Annotated in this window: 13 protein-coding genes; 9 read left to right on the top strand and 4 right to left on the bottom strand. The window is 63.4% G+C overall.

Annotation, left to right across the window (positions count from 1 at the left end; all coding sequences use genetic code 11):
* A partial coding sequence (locus VFG49_RS05780) for a DUF1254 domain-containing protein (protein WP_324858569.1) occupies window positions 1–1061 on the top strand: 1061 nt, incomplete at its 5' end.
* Window positions 1062–1298: 237 nt separating this feature from the next.
* Here VFG49_RS05780 and VFG49_RS05775 read toward each other — a convergent pair.
* Window positions 1299–1526, bottom strand: a complete 228-nt coding sequence (locus tag VFG49_RS05775; RefSeq protein WP_324858568.1) for a hypothetical protein — start codon at window positions 1524–1526, stop codon at window positions 1299–1301.
* A 300-nt stretch (window positions 1527–1826) separates the two neighbouring features.
* Between VFG49_RS05775 and VFG49_RS05770 the strand changes: the two genes are divergently transcribed.
* From VFG49_RS05770 to VFG49_RS05760, 3 genes are all read left to right on the top strand, one after another.
* Window positions 1827–2102, top strand: coding sequence for a fasciclin domain-containing protein (locus tag VFG49_RS05770; protein WP_324858567.1), 276 nt, complete (start codon window positions 1827–1829; stop codon window positions 2100–2102).
* Window positions 2103–2675: 573 nt separating this feature from the next.
* Window positions 2676–2948: a hypothetical protein gene (locus VFG49_RS05765; protein ID WP_324858566.1), complete on the top strand. Its 273-nt coding sequence runs from the start codon at window positions 2676–2678 to the stop codon at window positions 2946–2948.
* Between the two features lie 183 nt (window positions 2949–3131).
* Window positions 3132–3440, top strand: a complete 309-nt coding sequence (locus tag VFG49_RS05760; protein ID WP_324858565.1) for a hypothetical protein — start codon at window positions 3132–3134, stop codon at window positions 3438–3440.
* A gap of 281 nt (window positions 3441–3721) precedes the next feature.
* On the opposite strand, the gene VFG49_RS05755 is transcribed toward VFG49_RS05760, so the two are convergent.
* A complete protein-coding gene (locus VFG49_RS05755) occupies window positions 3722–3943 on the bottom strand; it encodes a hypothetical protein (protein WP_324858564.1) in 222 nt (73 codons plus the stop codon).
* 318 nt (window positions 3944–4261) lie between these two features.
* Window positions 4262–4900 (bottom strand): glutathione S-transferase family protein, encoded by a 639-nt coding sequence (locus VFG49_RS05750; RefSeq protein ID WP_324858563.1) that lies wholly within the window; start codon window positions 4898–4900, stop codon window positions 4262–4264.
* Between the two features lie 260 nt (window positions 4901–5160).
* On the opposite strand from VFG49_RS05750, the gene zwf reads away from it, so the two are divergent.
* The 4 genes from zwf (at window position 5161) to VFG49_RS05730 (ending at window position 11274) form a co-directional block, all read left to right on the top strand.
* Window positions 5161–6552, top strand: coding sequence for a glucose-6-phosphate dehydrogenase (zwf, locus tag VFG49_RS05745; protein WP_324858562.1), 1392 nt, complete (start codon window positions 5161–5163; stop codon window positions 6550–6552).
* A gap of 256 nt (window positions 6553–6808) precedes the next feature.
* The gene (locus VFG49_RS05740) at window positions 6809–8974 is read left to right on the top strand and encodes a TonB-dependent siderophore receptor (protein WP_324858561.1); all 2166 of its coding nucleotides are present in this window, start codon (window positions 6809–6811) and stop codon (window positions 8972–8974) included.
* Between the two features lie 222 nt (window positions 8975–9196).
* On the top strand, window positions 9197–9628 hold the full coding sequence (locus VFG49_RS05735) for a DUF1801 domain-containing protein (protein WP_324858560.1): 432 nt from the start codon (window positions 9197–9199) through the stop codon (window positions 9626–9628).
* 212 nt (window positions 9629–9840) lie between these two features.
* The gene (locus VFG49_RS05730) at window positions 9841–11274 is read left to right on the top strand and encodes an FUSC family protein (RefSeq protein ID WP_324858559.1); all 1434 of its coding nucleotides are present in this window, start codon (window positions 9841–9843) and stop codon (window positions 11272–11274) included.
* A 1-nt stretch (window position 11275) separates the two neighbouring features.
* On the opposite strand, the gene VFG49_RS05725 is transcribed toward VFG49_RS05730, so the two are convergent.
* The gene (locus tag VFG49_RS05725; protein WP_324858558.1) at window positions 11276–13159 is read right to left on the bottom strand and encodes a family 43 glycosylhydrolase; all 1884 of its coding nucleotides are present in this window, start codon (window positions 13157–13159) and stop codon (window positions 11276–11278) included.
* A gap of 164 nt (window positions 13160–13323) precedes the next feature.
* On the opposite strand from VFG49_RS05725, the gene VFG49_RS05720 reads away from it, so the two are divergent.
* Window positions 13324–14760, top strand: a 1437-nt coding sequence (locus tag VFG49_RS05720) for a GH39 family glycosyl hydrolase (RefSeq protein WP_324858557.1), incomplete at its 3' end; no start/stop codon positions are given.

The following is a 14760-nucleotide window of genomic DNA, read 5'->3' as shown; positions in this document are numbered from 1 at the left end:
TCGATGACGGATGGCAAAACCCGCTGGAAGATGTCGGCCCCGCCGGCCTCGATAAGGGTAAGGGCGGCAAGTACCTGATCCTTCCCCCGGGCTACAAGGGACGGGTTCCGCCAGGCTACTTGCCTCTGGCGTCGGCCACGTTCCAGGGCTTTGCTCTTCTTCGATCCAATTTGAAAAGTGGTAGCGACGCGGACATTGCCAGCGCGGTGGCGTACGGCAAGCGCATCCGTTTCTACCCGTTGCCGGCAACCGGTGCGGCGACGCCAGGTGAAACCCATTTCGTCGATGCCTACGATAAGCCCTACAACGCCACGATTCCGTATGACTCGCGGTTCTTCGATGCGCTCAACCGCTTTGTGCAAGTTGAGCCGTGGCTTGAACGCGACAAGGCCATGATCGATCCGCTGCGATCGCTGGGCATCGCCAAAGGCAAGCCTGCCGACGCATTGGCGGCCAATAAAGCCACGTTCGACAAGCAGGGCCCGGAAGCCAAGGCTCTGGTCGAGCTGTGGACCGAGCAAGCCTTCGTGCCGCCGTTCAATGAAGGCACCCATTGGGCGCTACCTGTACCCATGACGTTCCCCAGCGACATGGCGGACAACTTTGCCGATCCCAATCGCTACCCGGTGGACAGTCGCGCGGTTGCCTACGCACTGGCGTATTTCTCGGCGAAGCACCTGGGTGCCGGGCAGTTCTACCTGGTGACGATCAAAGACAACGCCGGCAACCTGCTTGCCGGCGCCCAGACCTATCGCCTGCACGTGCCGGCCAATCCTCCCGTCAAACTTTATTGGTCAGTCACTGCGTACGACCACGATACGCATGCACTCATCAAGAATGTTCCATGGGCCAGCAGGGGATCCAATACGCCAGGGCTGGCGAAGAATGCGGACGGTTCTGTCGACGTCTACTTTGGCCCGGCGGCGCCTGCAGGAAAGCAAAGCAACTGGATTCCCACCGATGCCAGCGGACACTTTGAACTGCTATTCCGGCTGTACGGTCCTGAGAAGCCGTTCTTTGAAAAGACGTGGAAACTGCCGGATCTGGAGTTGGTGAAATAGATCGGCTTCGGGTGGCGGTGCGGACCTTTTCACAATCATTGCCATAACGTCGGTGCTTCCGATGCGCACGGGCAGTGTGGTCAAAGCAGGCCGGTGGCAAGGCCAGCTTGCCCGGGAACTTCTCGTTAGGGGTGGAGTGCGTTTACGGGGTTCGACAGATACAACACGACGTCGACCAGCATACGGAGACTCCCCCGTCCTGATGGATGTCGGTTTGAGGCTGTCAGACGAGACACCTCAGCGTTGATTGCCCCAGGCGCGCTCGACGTCGTCCATCACCGAGCGCATCAATTCCGCGGGCGACATCAGCGAAGCCTCGCCAATGCGCCCGTGGCGAAGTCCTCGAAAGATGCCGCCCATGCGGTATGCAGCCGACCAGCGGATGCTATCGTTGGCCGCAGGCACAAAATCCGCTGTATACGACAGGCCATCGCCACTCATTCCACATACGGCCATGCTGGTCATTGATCGGTCCTCCGTTGACTGGGCTCATTGACCTTACTCGCTTACTGGCGTTGAGGTGTGAATTGTTTTTTGCTCCGGGAGGCCGGCAATCGGTTTCGAGCACACACGCCGTCGCGTCACCATCACGTAACAACTGCAAGCGCATGCTGGTTCGGCGCCAGGAAGAAATCTCCTCCTTGGCAGGCGCCTCAGCCTCGCGGTCCTCCCTACGCCATCTGAGTATTTCTCCGATCTGTATCGGAGTTGCGGATGGGTCCGCTCCGGGTCCGTCTCACGGATCCCCACTAAAGGCAGATGCTCATGTCCAATAACGATTCCCATGTTGCCCGCGCGGGCAGCAAGAACCTCGTCGACACCGCAGCGGTAGTGAAGTATCACGTCATGGCGGGCCGGGCGTCAGGCTCAGACGTCGAAAAGCTCACTGCACCAAAGATGATGCAAGGTCAGACTGCAACGGTCACCAAGGACGGCAACAAGCTCCAGAGTGACGGAGCCACCGCCATGGAGACGGATATTGCATCCAGCAATGGCCTCATCCGTGCGATCGACAGGGTGAACGTTCCCGCCAAACAGTAAGCCCTGGGTGTCTGTGGTGAGAGCTAGCTCCCACCGCAGGATTCGCCGGTTCATCGACAAGAATCCAGTTCCGCGCTGCTGCGCGCGTCGAACGCGATGGTGAGATCGATCACCATGCAGGTTGATCAGAGGAACATCCCGCTGGCCACCTGGGCTCGCAAAACGCCGAACTGATCGACAAGGCATCAAAATTAAGGTGATACCCATGGCTGACCATTCCCATTCTCCACTCCGAGCGTCGCGGCTGACCGCGCTCATCCGACACCTTGGCGATCTGTTCGATCACATGTTCAGTGAACCGTACACACGCACCAGCCTGGTTGCGTCCCGGAGGCATCAACTGTCCGTGGCGATGGAATCCGCACGAAGACTCAGGCGAGGTCGCGAACGATGATCATCGGTGCAGCGGCAAGGTTGAGGTATTTTTTCCGGCCGTTCCGCAAGGGTGCGTACCAGCATGCTCCCTCCATCGAGGAGCTGCACGTCATGCGGCAGAGCCGGGTGCCGCAGATAACCCGGTTATGGCGCAGATTCATTGGCGCTTTTGCCGGAAGTACGCGGCGGTAGAAACCCATGGCACTGACAAGATCGCAGCTTGTTGACGATTTGGTTGCTCTGGATGCAGAGCTGCTGAGGCTTGAGGCTGGTGGCGTGGAGGAGGAAGCTATTCAGATAGCGCTGGAGCGCGCGGTGAATTCATCTGCGCGAACCGTCGATCAACGAGATCGTCTCTGGTGGTGGGGCCAGTTTTATGCCGTGATGGACCACCGCTCCGCACGAATCATGTCGTTATCGATCAAACCTGGAGCGTGTTGCAAAGAAGCTCAGGGGCATCGCTGCCCGTGAGCGTTGAAGCCATTATCTTCTGCACGTCCTCGATGCAGGCGATACCGCCTTGGCACTGCACGCGCGGGCAAAACCTGCGGATATCAAGGCCTTCACGGCCTCGTTCCTGGTGTTGACGTACAACGTGGGCATTACTCGAAGAGGTCACCTTGTGGTGACTGCCGTTCTGCCAATGGCAACAAGGTGAACCCTTATGGCGTTGGCCATGCCTGTTTGGTGGTTCATACGTTCCATCCATCGAAGCTCCACGCCGTCGCCAGCCAGATACCCATGCCTAAGCTCCATCCCCGCGACCGTGAGCAGACGCAGCTCAATGGCTTGCTGGCTACGCTCCCGTACCTGCAACAGGAGTTTCCCGACCCGGCTGACTTCTGGCCGGCCTTCGCCGGACTGGCTGATTTGATCATCGATGGCGCTGAACCTGATGATCTCGACTGGATCGCCTGCCAGATCAACGCCATGTTGGAAGCGCGCGGATTGCTGATTCGCTAGCCGCTCAACCGAATTACCAGGGGTGCGGGCGCGTTCTTTGTGCTGAACGACCTGCGGCACCGTCTGCGTGATCGGCTACGACCGGCGACGGGACCAATACCAGACCTGATGTCGATAAGCAGATCGATGAGCGGCGGCGGTTGTGGGTGTTGTCGTGGGACATGGATGGCGCATGTGACTGAGTCCATGCTCGGGCGCTTTTGGTGGCTACGTCATCCGGTCTTTCGAGCGCGCAGAGTTACGGTCAGGCCATGGCCTGGTGGCTGACCGGAGGAAGGCACTTAGGCTGCCGGATAGGGTATGCAATGGCGGGTGCAGATCCAATCGATCATCCCGCACATCCAATCCTCATCCTCACGACTGGATTGCGCGAGAACATCAGAAAAGATGCCTTCGGTAGATGCGAAGAACTCTCTGTCCTGCGGATACCTGGCATGTAATAGGGATACCGATGCGTCCACCCGGCTTAGCAAGCCGCGTAAATCGTGGCGTGACTTGGACATGATCGTGCTCCTGCCATGAGGGCGGAGATGATGCGAGGGCCCGCGGCTGGGTCTCGATTGAGATAGCGGGAAGGAAAATTTCGCGCCGCTGACCATGACTTTGCGCGCTCCGCTGTTAGTTCCACGTAATGAGACGTGGGAAGATTTCGACTGGAGAGGCGGGCGAGACCACGGCGCGACAGTGTCGGCGCGCATCGATAGCCTTCATAGGGGGAGAGGCTCCGGGCTCCTGCACGTTCCAGCCAATGGCGTTGCGATCGCGGTGACGATTTGCTTGCCCACCGGTCCGCTTTGCAGTCCGGCCCGGATCAGCCGCATTCAAGAAACCGGTGTCTTGCCCGCCCATGCGGACTGGCAGGTTTCCTTCGCGCGTTTGTAGCCATCGCGCGCCGTGGTGCGCGCGACATAGGATCGCTCCGTTTCGCCGAGGGTGATGCCCGCCCCTCGTTGCGCAAGCTCCAGGGCATAGGTCACCGAAATATCCGCGGCGGTGAACGTCTCGCCCGCCAGGTAGGGCGTGCGTGCGAGCTGTCGCGTTACCAGGCTCAATCGGCTTTCGAAAACGCCCAACGCCTGGTTGGCGCTCCAGTTGCTTCGCTCCGATTCCGGCGCAAACAGGCGGGCGCCCACGACGAAGTAGACCGAGGCTGCCAGCCCGGCTTCGCCCAGATGGAGGAACTGTTGGTATGCGGGAAACGTGGGGTCGCGAGGATCGGGCGCGAGCGGCGTGGGCCCGTAGCGCGCCATCAGGTATTCCATGATCGCGATGGATTCGACCATGGTGACGTCGCCGTCCGTCATCGCCGGAATGAAGCCGGTGGGATTGATGGCCAGGAACTCCGGGTCGTTCTCGACGCCGGCGAGCAGGTCCACTTGCCTCAACCGGTGCGCGAGCCCGAGCTCCTCCAGCAGCCAGATGACGCGCAATCCCCTTCCCTCACCGTAGACCGTGATCATCTTCGTTCGTCCTCTTCGATGGACCATCCTCCTTGCACGAACGAACAAAGGTTTAAGGAATCGACATCGTCGAAGGGATTGCTGCCGAACCAGCATTCACTTCAGCGCCGATGCACGCCGACGTGCCGCAAGAACCCACGGCCACGCTCACAACCATCGCATGCGATGCATGCCTCCACTTCACTGGCGACCGGCCAAGGTTGGCGACGCGCTGGCGATGACCGCGAGTGCCTGGTCCGGGCGATGGAGTGGAGATAGACATGAGCGAGCCGCGATCCGATGCTTTCGTGTTCTTTGGCGCGACGGGTGACCTCGCCTACAAGATGATCTTTCCCGCGCTGCAGGCGTTGATAAGCGCGGGCGAACTTCCCATGCCTGTCATCGGCGTGGCGCACAGCGGCATGACGCTGGAGCAGTTGCGCGAGCGCGCACGCAAGAGCCTGCAGGAGCACGGAGGCGTCGACGAGAACGCGTTCGGTCAGCTTTGCCGGCAGTTGCAATACATCGATGGCGACTACAACGACGCGGCCACGTACACCCGCCTCAGCCAGGCGTTGGCGGGCGCGAGCCATCCGCTGCACTACATGGCCATCCCACCACCGCTGTTCGGCACCGTGGTGCAGGGGCTGGCCGAAGCCGGCTGCGCGCGGGACGCGCGGATCATCGTCGAGAAACCGTTTGGCCGCGACCTGGCTTCGGCGAAGCGGCTCAACAAGATGCTGCATGACGTCTTCCCCGAATCAAACGTATTTCGCATCGACCATTACCTCGGCAAGGAGGCCGTGCAGAATCTTTTGTACTTCCGCTTCGCCAATACGTTCCTGGAACCGGTGTGGAACCGCACCTATGTGGACAACGTGCAGATCACCATGGCCGAGAATTTCGGCGTGCAAGGACGCGGCGGCTTCTACGACGAAGTCGGCGCACTGCGCGATGTGGTGCAGAACCATCTGCTGCAGGTGACGGCCTTGCTGGCCATGGAAGCACCGACCACACACGGCGCGGCGGCGGTGCATGCAGAGAAGGTGCGCCTGCTTCAGGCCATGCGCCCGTTGCGCCCGGATCAGCTGGTTCGCGGCCAGTTCCGCGGTTACCGTGCCGAGCAGGGCGTGGCGAAGGATTCGCAGGTGGAGACGTTTGCCGCGCTGCGCCTGCATATCGACAACTGGCGCTGGGCGGGCGTGCCGTTCTACATCCGTACCGGCAAGTGCCTGCCCATCACCTGTTGCGAAGTGATGGTGACCTTGCGTCGTCCGCCGACGGCCGTGTTCGATGCCACGACGGCTCGCGAGTCCAACTACTTCCGTTTCCGGCTGAGCCCCGACGTGGTGATCTCGGCGGGTACACGCGTAAAGAGGGCCGGCGAGGCCATGCAAGGCCAGCCGGTGGAACTGGTGGCGCGCCATCAGCCGCCGCAGGGCGAGTCGGCGTACCAGCGCTTGCTGGGCGAAGCGATCCATGGCGATGCCTCGCAGTTCGCCACCGATGCCGGCGTGGAAGCGGCGTGGGCGATGATCGAGCCCGTGCTCGACCACGGTGGCCCGGTGCACGAGTACGATCCCGGCACCTGGGGTCCACAGGCTGCCGACGCCCTCACGGCGGCGCATGGTGGGTGGCATGACCCGAAGCCTGAGCAGACGCCACCATGCTGAGGGTGCAACCTCCGTGTTACATGAGCGGATCCTTGTGCTGCTTGCCGAACAGTGATGAGTCATGGCTCACGTCGTGGCTTGTCGCAACGCATGCGATCGAGCGCTGCGCGCGTCTTTGCCGCGTCCCCACGCGAAGGGATGTGATAGGCTCCGCGCGCAGTCATTGACGAGCCAGCCATAGAGCAAGCCCCAGTCGAGACACGGCACCAGCGATCCATCCGCCAGCCGTCTTTCCACGCACCAAGGGGTTTTGCTCATGTTCCTTCGCCGCCACGCTCGGCTGCAGCCGACCGTTCTTTTCCTTGCGCTCGCCGCAGCCTGCGCACCTTCAACTCACGCCCAGTCGACCAACGCCGATGCCAGCGCCACCAAGGCGTCCACCCTTGAAGCGGTGAATGTCGAGGGACAGCGCGCGCCGTCCTATACCGTGGAGCAGAGCAGCGCGGCCACGCGGCTGCCGCTGACTTTGCAGGACACGCCGCAATCCATCAGCGTGATCACCGCACAGCGCATCGAGGACCAGGACCTCACCAACGTGCGCGCCGTGCTGGACAACACCACCGGTGTCTCGTCCACCGCGTACGACACCCAGCGCGTGATCTTCTGGTCGCGCGGCTTCATGGTCGAGAACATGGCCTATGACGGCGTGCCGGTGGCATCGAGCCTGAACGCGCAATCCGCCGACGGCTCGCTGGACACCTCCATCTACGACCGCGTCGAAGTGATCCGCGGCGCCACCGGCCTGATGAGCGGCGCAGGCAGCCCGTCGGCGATGATCAACTTCGTGCGCAAGCACGCGGACAGCACCACGCCACAGGCGGACGTCACGCTCAACGTCGGGTCATGGGATACCACGCGCGTCACGGCGGATGGTTCCACGCCGCTGAACGCCTCGGGCAGCGTGCGCGGCCGCCTGGTGGTCACGCATGAAGACGGCGACTCCTATCTCGATCGCTATCACGACTGGAAGAACGTGTTCTATGGCGTGGTGGATGCAGACCTCGGCCGGAACACCGTGCTCAGCGTGGGCTACGACTACCAGAAGACCAAGCCGACGGGCGTTACCTGGGGTTCGTTCCCGGACTTCTACGACGACGGCACGCTGATCCACTGGCCCCGCGGTTTCAGCAGCGCCGCCGACTGGACGTACTGGAACAACACCACGCAGACCGGCTTCGTGCAGCTGAAGCACGCCTTCGACAACGGCTGGCAGCTGCATGCGGAAGCGAGTCACCGCCAGACCGATGCCGATTCGGCATTGTTCTACGTCTACGGCTTTCCCAACCGCGATACGGGCGAAGGCGTCACGCCTTATGCCTACAAGAGCTTCCAGCGTGGTCGACAGAACATGGTGGATCTGTATGCCACCGGTCCGTTCCAGGCGTTCGGTCGTGAGCAGGAGCTGGTGGTCGGCTTCAACGGCTCCAGCTATTCCAACGACTATTTCGATCATCCGAACGGCGACCTGCCCGACCCGGGCAACTTCCTGCAGTGGAAGGGCGATTATCCGTACCCGGACTTCGCCTCGCAGTCGCAGTTCGTTTCGGACACGCGCATTCGCCAGCAAGGACTTTATGCCGCCGCGCGGTTGTCGCTGGCCGATCCGCTGAAGCTGATCGTGGGCGCGCGCTACAGCAGCTGGAAGAACGACACCAACGACGCTACCGCCGGCATCTACCACGAGTCGCAATCGAAGACGCTGCCGTACGCGGGCGTGATCTACGACATCACTCCGACGTACTCGGCGTTCGCCAGCTACACCAGGATCTTCGATCCGCAGACGGATCGCTACGCGGATGGCAGCTACCTCGACCCGATGTTTGGCACCAGCCGCGAAGTCGGCATCAAGGGGCGGCATTTCGACGGAGCGCTGAATACCTCGCTGACCTTCTTCGACACGCGCATGAGCAACGTGGCCGAGGCCTTGCCCGGCGTGTACCTGCCCGACGGCATCACGCAGGCATACACCTCGTTCGACGGCACGCGTTCGCGCGGTTACGAACTGGAGGCGTCGGGCAAGTTCACCGACAACTGGAACGGTACCATCGGCTGGTCGCACTTCAACATCAAGGCACCGGGCGAGGGCGCCATCCACACCGCGTTGCCGCGCGTGCTGGTGCGTGCGTTCACCACCTACCAGCTCCCCGGCAACTGGAGCCGCCTCACCATCGGCGGTGGCTTCAACTGGCAGGATGCCAGCAAGGCACCGGTGGATGGTCCCAACGGCACGCAGTACGTGAGTCAGCCTTCGGTGTTGCTGCTCGGCGCGATGGCGCGCTACGCATTCAACGACCACGCATCGCTGCAGGCCAACGGCGACAACCTGCTCAACCGGAAATATTTCGTGCTGGATGACTACAGCAACCTGTACAACGCGCCGCCGGCGAATTTCATGGTGAGCTTCAACTACAAGTTCTTCTAGATGCACCGTCCATCGGCGACGCTTCGCGCATGATCGGGTCGGAAGCAGGCGTGCAACGCCATGTCGTTGCACGCCATGCTTGGCGCCTCGACGTCAGGCAACTGATCGGGTGGCGCGGAGCACATGCCCGTCACGGAGCAAGCAGGTACGCTTTGGCGACGTCATGCTTGCAAAGGCGGCGCGGAGACCTCCGCTGCCTGACGACACGTCGGAGGAAGTCCCATGAAGAAGGCAACGGGCGAGGCGAAACCCGGGCAAGGCGACCCGTCCCCCTCGCAGCTGATCGACGGACGCATCAAGGAACTGGGCGACTGGCGTGGCGCGATGCTGGCGACGATCCGCAAGGTGATCAAGCAGGCCGATCCCGCCGTGGTGGAGGAATGGAAGTGGCGCGGCGTTCCCACCTGGTCGCACGACGGCATCCTGTGCACCGGTGAAACCTACCAGCAGCACGTGAAGATGACGTTCGCCAAGGGCGCTTCGCTGGACGATCCCTCGGGCCTGTTCAACGCCAGCCTCGACGGCAACATGCGGCGCGCCATCGACTTCCACGAAGGCGACGACATCGACGAGAAGGCCTTGAAAGCACTGATCCGTGCCGCCGTCGAACTCAACGCCTCGTCGGCGAGCAGGAAGGCCGCCAAGCGCAGCTAGCGGCCATCCATCCCGGGGCGGCCGCCGTTTGCAAGGCGGCACCGCAACAACAGCCCGCCGCTCCGCGGGCATGTTGTTGCGCCCTTTCGCTGTTCCGCCGTGCCGCGTGAAGACCTCCGGGCGCGATCGCATCGGGTCGGGCCGCTGGTCGTGTGAGGTCCAGGCACATCATCAGGCAACGCATATCGGGCATGATCCGCCGAAGCCGCAGCATGGCGGCGCCAATCCTGTCCCGCATGAGCACTGCTGCGCCCTGGATACGCATCGCCCGAAGCCGCGCGTTCGCGCTGTGGCAGCCACTGGTGGAAGCCGTGGCCACAATGATGGCGGCCGTGGCCACGCTGCTGTGCACGCAGGCGTTCGCTCCTGGTCGCGACCCGGCCGTGCTGGCGGTGGTGCTGTGCCTGTCGTTGTCGCGCAGCCAGCTCGATCGCGACCTGCGTGGCCGCCTCGAAGCGGCCGTGGTGTTGCCGGCGGTGGGTTTCGTGGCCATCGGCGTGGGGTTGCTGTTGCGGCATCTGCCGTGGATGGGTGCGCTGGTCTTCGTGGGGGGTTTGTTCCTGTCGATCTGGCTGCGCCGCTTTGGGCAGGCTGCCCGGCGCGCGGGCAGCCTGATGGCGCTGCCATTCGTGGTGTTGCTGACGGTGCCGCACGGTCGCGCCGACAGCAGCGCCCTGCTGCCGGCCTGGCTGGTGCCGATGCTGGTGGCGTGGCTGGCGTTGGGGTGGGTGTCGGTGTTTCACCTGCTGCTGCGCCGCTTGCGGCTGCAGCCTGCCCGCATGCCTGAGGTGACGACGGTGCCGGCATTGCCCGTGGCGGACGGTAGGCAACGCATGCCCGCGAGCACGCGTATGGCCGTCCAGATGGCCGTTGCCCTGGCGGTGGCGTTCGTGGCTGGCTATGTCTTTTTTCCCGAGCGCTGGGCGTGGATCGTGCTGACCGCCTTCATCGTCAACAGCGGCAACCGCGGCCGGCTCGACGTCGCCTACAAGAGCGGCCTGCGCGTGCTGGGAGCCGCGGCGGGCACGGTGCTTGCCATGTCGTTGAGCCTGCATCTCACCGATGATCCGACCATCACTGGGATGCTGATCCTGCTGGCTCTGTTCTTCGGCGCCTGGCTTCGCCCGCTGGGCTATGGCTGGTGGGCACTGTTCGTCACGCTGGCGCTGGCTTTGCTGCAGGGCTTCGGAGACGCGACACCGACGGCAATGTTGTGGCAGCGCCTGGAGGAGATCGCCATCGGCGCGGTGATCGGCCTGGCTTCGGCGTGGTTCGTGTTGCCAGTGCGTTCCACCGATGTGCTACGGCGACGCCTGGCTGATGCACTGGCTGCGCTGTCCGAGGCCATCGATCCGGCGACACCGGTGCGCACGCCGGCTCGCGTCGTCGCCAGCATGGCGCAGCTTGAGCAGATGATCGCGCCGTTCCATGCCAGCCGCTGGGCGACACGGCGGTTTCGCGCCGTGCATCCGGCGGACTGGGCCGACACGCTGCTTGCCTGTCACGCACCGGCCATCGAACTCATCATGCGGGGCGAAACGCCGGGACGCGTGCGCCAGGCCGTGGGCCAGGCCCGCAGGGCCTTGCGCGAACCCGCGGCACTGTTGCCGGCGCTGCAGCACCTGCGCAGCATGCTGGAAGGTTGATTTACCTGGCGGGCAGCGTGACCACCTGGGAAAGTACGGACACGCCGTTTTCGTCGAACGCTTCCACCGCGACCACATAGGCCACGCCCTTGTTGAGCGAACGCAGCGTCAGTTGCGTGGGTTGGTCGGCGAAACGCTGGTAGGTCGCATGCAGTCGATCCGCGGCCAGGCCCCAGCGCACGTTGTAGCCCACCGCACCGGGCACCGGCGTCCAGTGGATGTCCGCGTTGCGCGTGTCTCCCAATCGCCTGGCGGATACACCCGTGGGCGCCGCCGGCGGCGTGCCGTCCGCATTGCCGAACACGCGCAGGTCGGCGATGGCGAGCGTGTGTGCGCCCACATGGCCGTGCACATAGCGCACATAGCGAAGGCGCGCGGCTTTCGGCAATGGGAGGTAGGCATTGGGGCGATCACGCGTTTCGTGCGAGAGATCGGCCAGTACGTCCCACTGCTGGCCATCACGCGAACCTTCGATGCGGAACTGCGCCACGATGTCGGGCGCGTCGCCATAACGATCGGATTGGTAGTCGGCAAAGTTCACCTGCACCGCGCGCACCGTGCGCTCGCCACCGAGATCCAGCGTCAGCGTCTGGCCCGGCGTATTGCTCGCCGCTACCCAGAACGTGCGCGGATTTTCATCGGCGGCGGCGGACGCCGGATGCCCGGGCAACGCAGAGGAAGCTGTCATGGTCTTGCGATATGAGAGCAGCATCCAGCCAGCAAAGATGTCCTCGTTTTCCTTGAGCCGGTGATCGGGCATGCGCTGCGGGAAATCACCAAAACGCGTGTCCACCCACATCTGGCCGTCCGCGTGGAAACCGGCACGATACAGGCCGATACGACGCTCGAAGGTCCAGTTGCTGCCGATCCACGACGTGCCGGTGTTCCACCAGTTGCCGTAGACGTCCTGGAAGGTGGACCCGTGCCCCACGCCGGTGACGAAGCCGCCCGGCTTCTCGCCGATAGGGTTGTAGGGCGCGTATTCGAACGGACCGAGCGGACCCTTGCCCACGTACACGCCCGTGCCATACACGTTGTACTCGGTGCCCGGCGCGGCGTACTGCAGGTAGTAGCGATCGCCCTGCCGATTCATCCACGCGCCTTCCATGAAAGGCTTGGTGCGCTCGTCGGTGTGATCCTGGCCGAAGCGTTCCCAGCCGTGCTCCCCCGGATGCAGCGTGAAGAGCGCCTGCGGCTTGCCGATGAAGGCGAGACGCTTGCCTTCGCCTTCTGCTTCGTCGCCCAGCTTGAGGTCGATCTGCGAGGCGTACAGCGGATGGACGTTGGACGATCCCCAGTAGATGTAGGTCTTGCCGTCCTCGTCCTGGAACAGGCCCGGGTCCCACGGCCCCGGCGGCAATTCGCCAGGCTTGAGCGTGTAGTGCTCCTCGCTGGAGACGGCGCCGGGCACCCGCGGCAGCAGGCGCGTCCAGAAGTCCAGACGTCCATGTGCGGGATCGGTGGCGTACAGCAGCGGGCGCGGCTGCGTCGCCGCCTGCATCAGGAACAGCTTGTTGCCCGCCACCAGCGTGGCTGGCGCCACTTCGCTGTCGAACGGCCAGCGACTAGGTGCGACGAAATCCCAATGCAGCAGGTCGGTGGAACGCCAGTAGCCATCGGCCAGCGTGAGGAACAGATAGTAGGCATCGCCATAGCGCACCACCGCCGGATCGGCGCCAGTGCGATACGAAATACCCTCGTTCATCTGCTCGAAGTTGTAGCGGTAGTCGATGTCGACCGGGTTGGCCCAGGTACGGCCGGGACTCTCTTGCGCTGCAACAAGGGAAGCACCCAGCGCGAGCGTGGCGGCGAGCACGCTGATGGCCAGACGCCGCCGGCGAGCGCTTTGCAGCGTGATGGCGTGAGAACGAATGGCGACGGACATGGACCGGCTCCCTTCCTGTGCGGCGCAGCAGCAGCGAAATATGCGCAGCGCGTGTATTGATCGGACGGCCCGGTCTGTAAGAGACTCCGGCCCTGTCATGTAAACGTTTACATCCTAGCCGCGCCTCGAAAGGCCGACTACCCCACCCTGCTGAAGGAACCGCCATGTCAGCCCCTTCCCCATTCCGCCGCCTGGCCACCTGCGCCGCCATCTGCCTTGCCCTCGCCGGTACGGTCCACGCCGCCGCCGGCAGCGGCACCGTGCAATTGCAGGTCGACGCCACGGCCAAGGGCACGCCGCTCCCGCACTTCTGGGAACAGATGTTCGGCTCGGGCCGCGCCGTGCTCGCGCTGCGCGACGATTACCGCAAGGATCTTGAAGCGGTGAAAGGCGCCACGGGTTTCAGCTACGTCCGCTTCCACGGCATCTTCGATCGCGACATGGGCGTGGCCTGGCGCGATGCGCAGGGCAAGTTGCAGTTCAACTTCAGCTATGTGGACCAGGTCTATGACGGCCTGCTCGATCGCGGCGTGAAGCCCTTCGTCGAACTCGGCTTCATGCCGCCGGAAATGAGCACCGATCCGGCCAGTCACCACGACTTCTGGTACCACCCCAACGTGATGCCGCCAGCAAGTTGGGAAGAATGGGAAACCATGGTGCGTGCCTTCACCCAGCACGAAATCGAGCGCTACGGCATCGAGGAAGTGTCGAGCTGGTATTTCGAAGTGTGGAACGAACCGAACCTCGCCTTCTGGGGCGGCAAGCCGGAAAAACCCACGTACTACGAACTGTATGACCGCACCGCGCGCGTGCTGAAGTCGGTCGACAAGCGCTTGCGCGTGGGCGGACCGGCTACCGCGCAGGCCGCATGGCTGCCGGACTTCCTCAAGCACGTGAAGCAGAGCGGCGCGCCGATCGACTTCGTCAGCACGCATGTCTACGGCGACGACACCGCGGACAACGTGTTCAAGACCAACGAGAAGATTCCGCGCCGCGACATGGTGTGCCGTGCGGTGGACAAGTCGCACAAGGAAGTCGCCGCCTCGCCGTTCCCCAAGCTGCCGTTGATCTACAGCGAATACAACGCCTCGTACGCGAACCTCCCCAATGTCACCGACACCGTGTACATGGGCCCGTGGATGGCCAACACCATCCGCGAATGCGCGGGCAAGGTGGAGCTGATGAGCTACTGGTCGTTCTCCGACGTGTTCGATGAGCAGGGCGTGGTGAAGAACCCGTTCTACGGCGGCTTCGGCCTGATCGCCGCGGACAACATCCCCAAGCCGGCCTTCAACGCGTTCGCCATGCTTCACAGGCTGGGCGACGTGCAGCTGCCGCTGAAGACGGACAGCGCGCTGGCCACCAAGCGCAGCGACGGCACCGTGGTGCTCGCCTTGTGGAACTACACGCCGCCGCTCGGCGACACCGCCGACTACACGCCGGGCGTGCCCACCGGCGCGGCCAAGCATTTCGACGTGGACGTGAAGCACTTGGGCAACGCCACGCAAGCCACCGTGTGGCGCCTGGACCAGGACCACGGCAATGCGGTTGCCGCCTTCGACAAGATGGGCCGTCCCAACTGGCCCAGCCGCGAGCAGATC

Origin of the sequence: Dyella sp. (genome assembly GCF_035685885.1) — a bacterium.
Lineage (GTDB): Bacteria > Pseudomonadota > Gammaproteobacteria > Xanthomonadales > Rhodanobacteraceae > Dyella.
Note: the sequence above shows the minus strand (reverse complement) of the source record. Positions and strands in the feature narration are given on the sequence as shown.

Excerpts from the sequence above, each read along its gene's own strand:
- VFG49_RS05775 (WP_324858568.1), bottom strand. The coding sequence starts at position 1,526 with ATGACCAGCATGGCCGTATGTGGAATGAGTGGCGATGGCCTGTCGTAT.
- VFG49_RS05770 (WP_324858567.1), top strand. The coding sequence starts at position 1,827 with ATGTCCAATAACGATTCCCATGTTGCCCGCGCGGGCAGCAAGAACCTC.
- VFG49_RS05765 (WP_324858566.1), top strand. The coding sequence starts at position 2,676 with ATGGCACTGACAAGATCGCAGCTTGTTGACGATTTGGTTGCTCTGGAT.
- VFG49_RS05755 (WP_324858564.1), bottom strand. The coding sequence starts at position 3,943 with ATGTCCAAGTCACGCCACGATTTACGCGGCTTGCTAAGCCGGGTGGAC.
- VFG49_RS05750 (WP_324858563.1), bottom strand. The coding sequence starts at position 4,900 with ATGATCACGGTCTACGGTGAGGGAAGGGGATTGCGCGTCATCTGGCTG.
- zwf (WP_324858562.1), top strand. The coding sequence starts at position 5,161 with ATGAGCGAGCCGCGATCCGATGCTTTCGTGTTCTTTGGCGCGACGGGT.
- VFG49_RS05740 (WP_324858561.1), top strand. The coding sequence starts at position 6,809 with ATGTTCCTTCGCCGCCACGCTCGGCTGCAGCCGACCGTTCTTTTCCTT.
- VFG49_RS05735 (WP_324858560.1), top strand. The coding sequence starts at position 9,197 with ATGAAGAAGGCAACGGGCGAGGCGAAACCCGGGCAAGGCGACCCGTCC.
- VFG49_RS05730 (WP_324858559.1), top strand. The coding sequence starts at position 9,841 with ATGGCGGCGCCAATCCTGTCCCGCATGAGCACTGCTGCGCCCTGGATA.
- VFG49_RS05725 (WP_324858558.1), bottom strand. The coding sequence starts at position 13,159 with ATGTCCGTCGCCATTCGTTCTCACGCCATCACGCTGCAAAGCGCTCGC.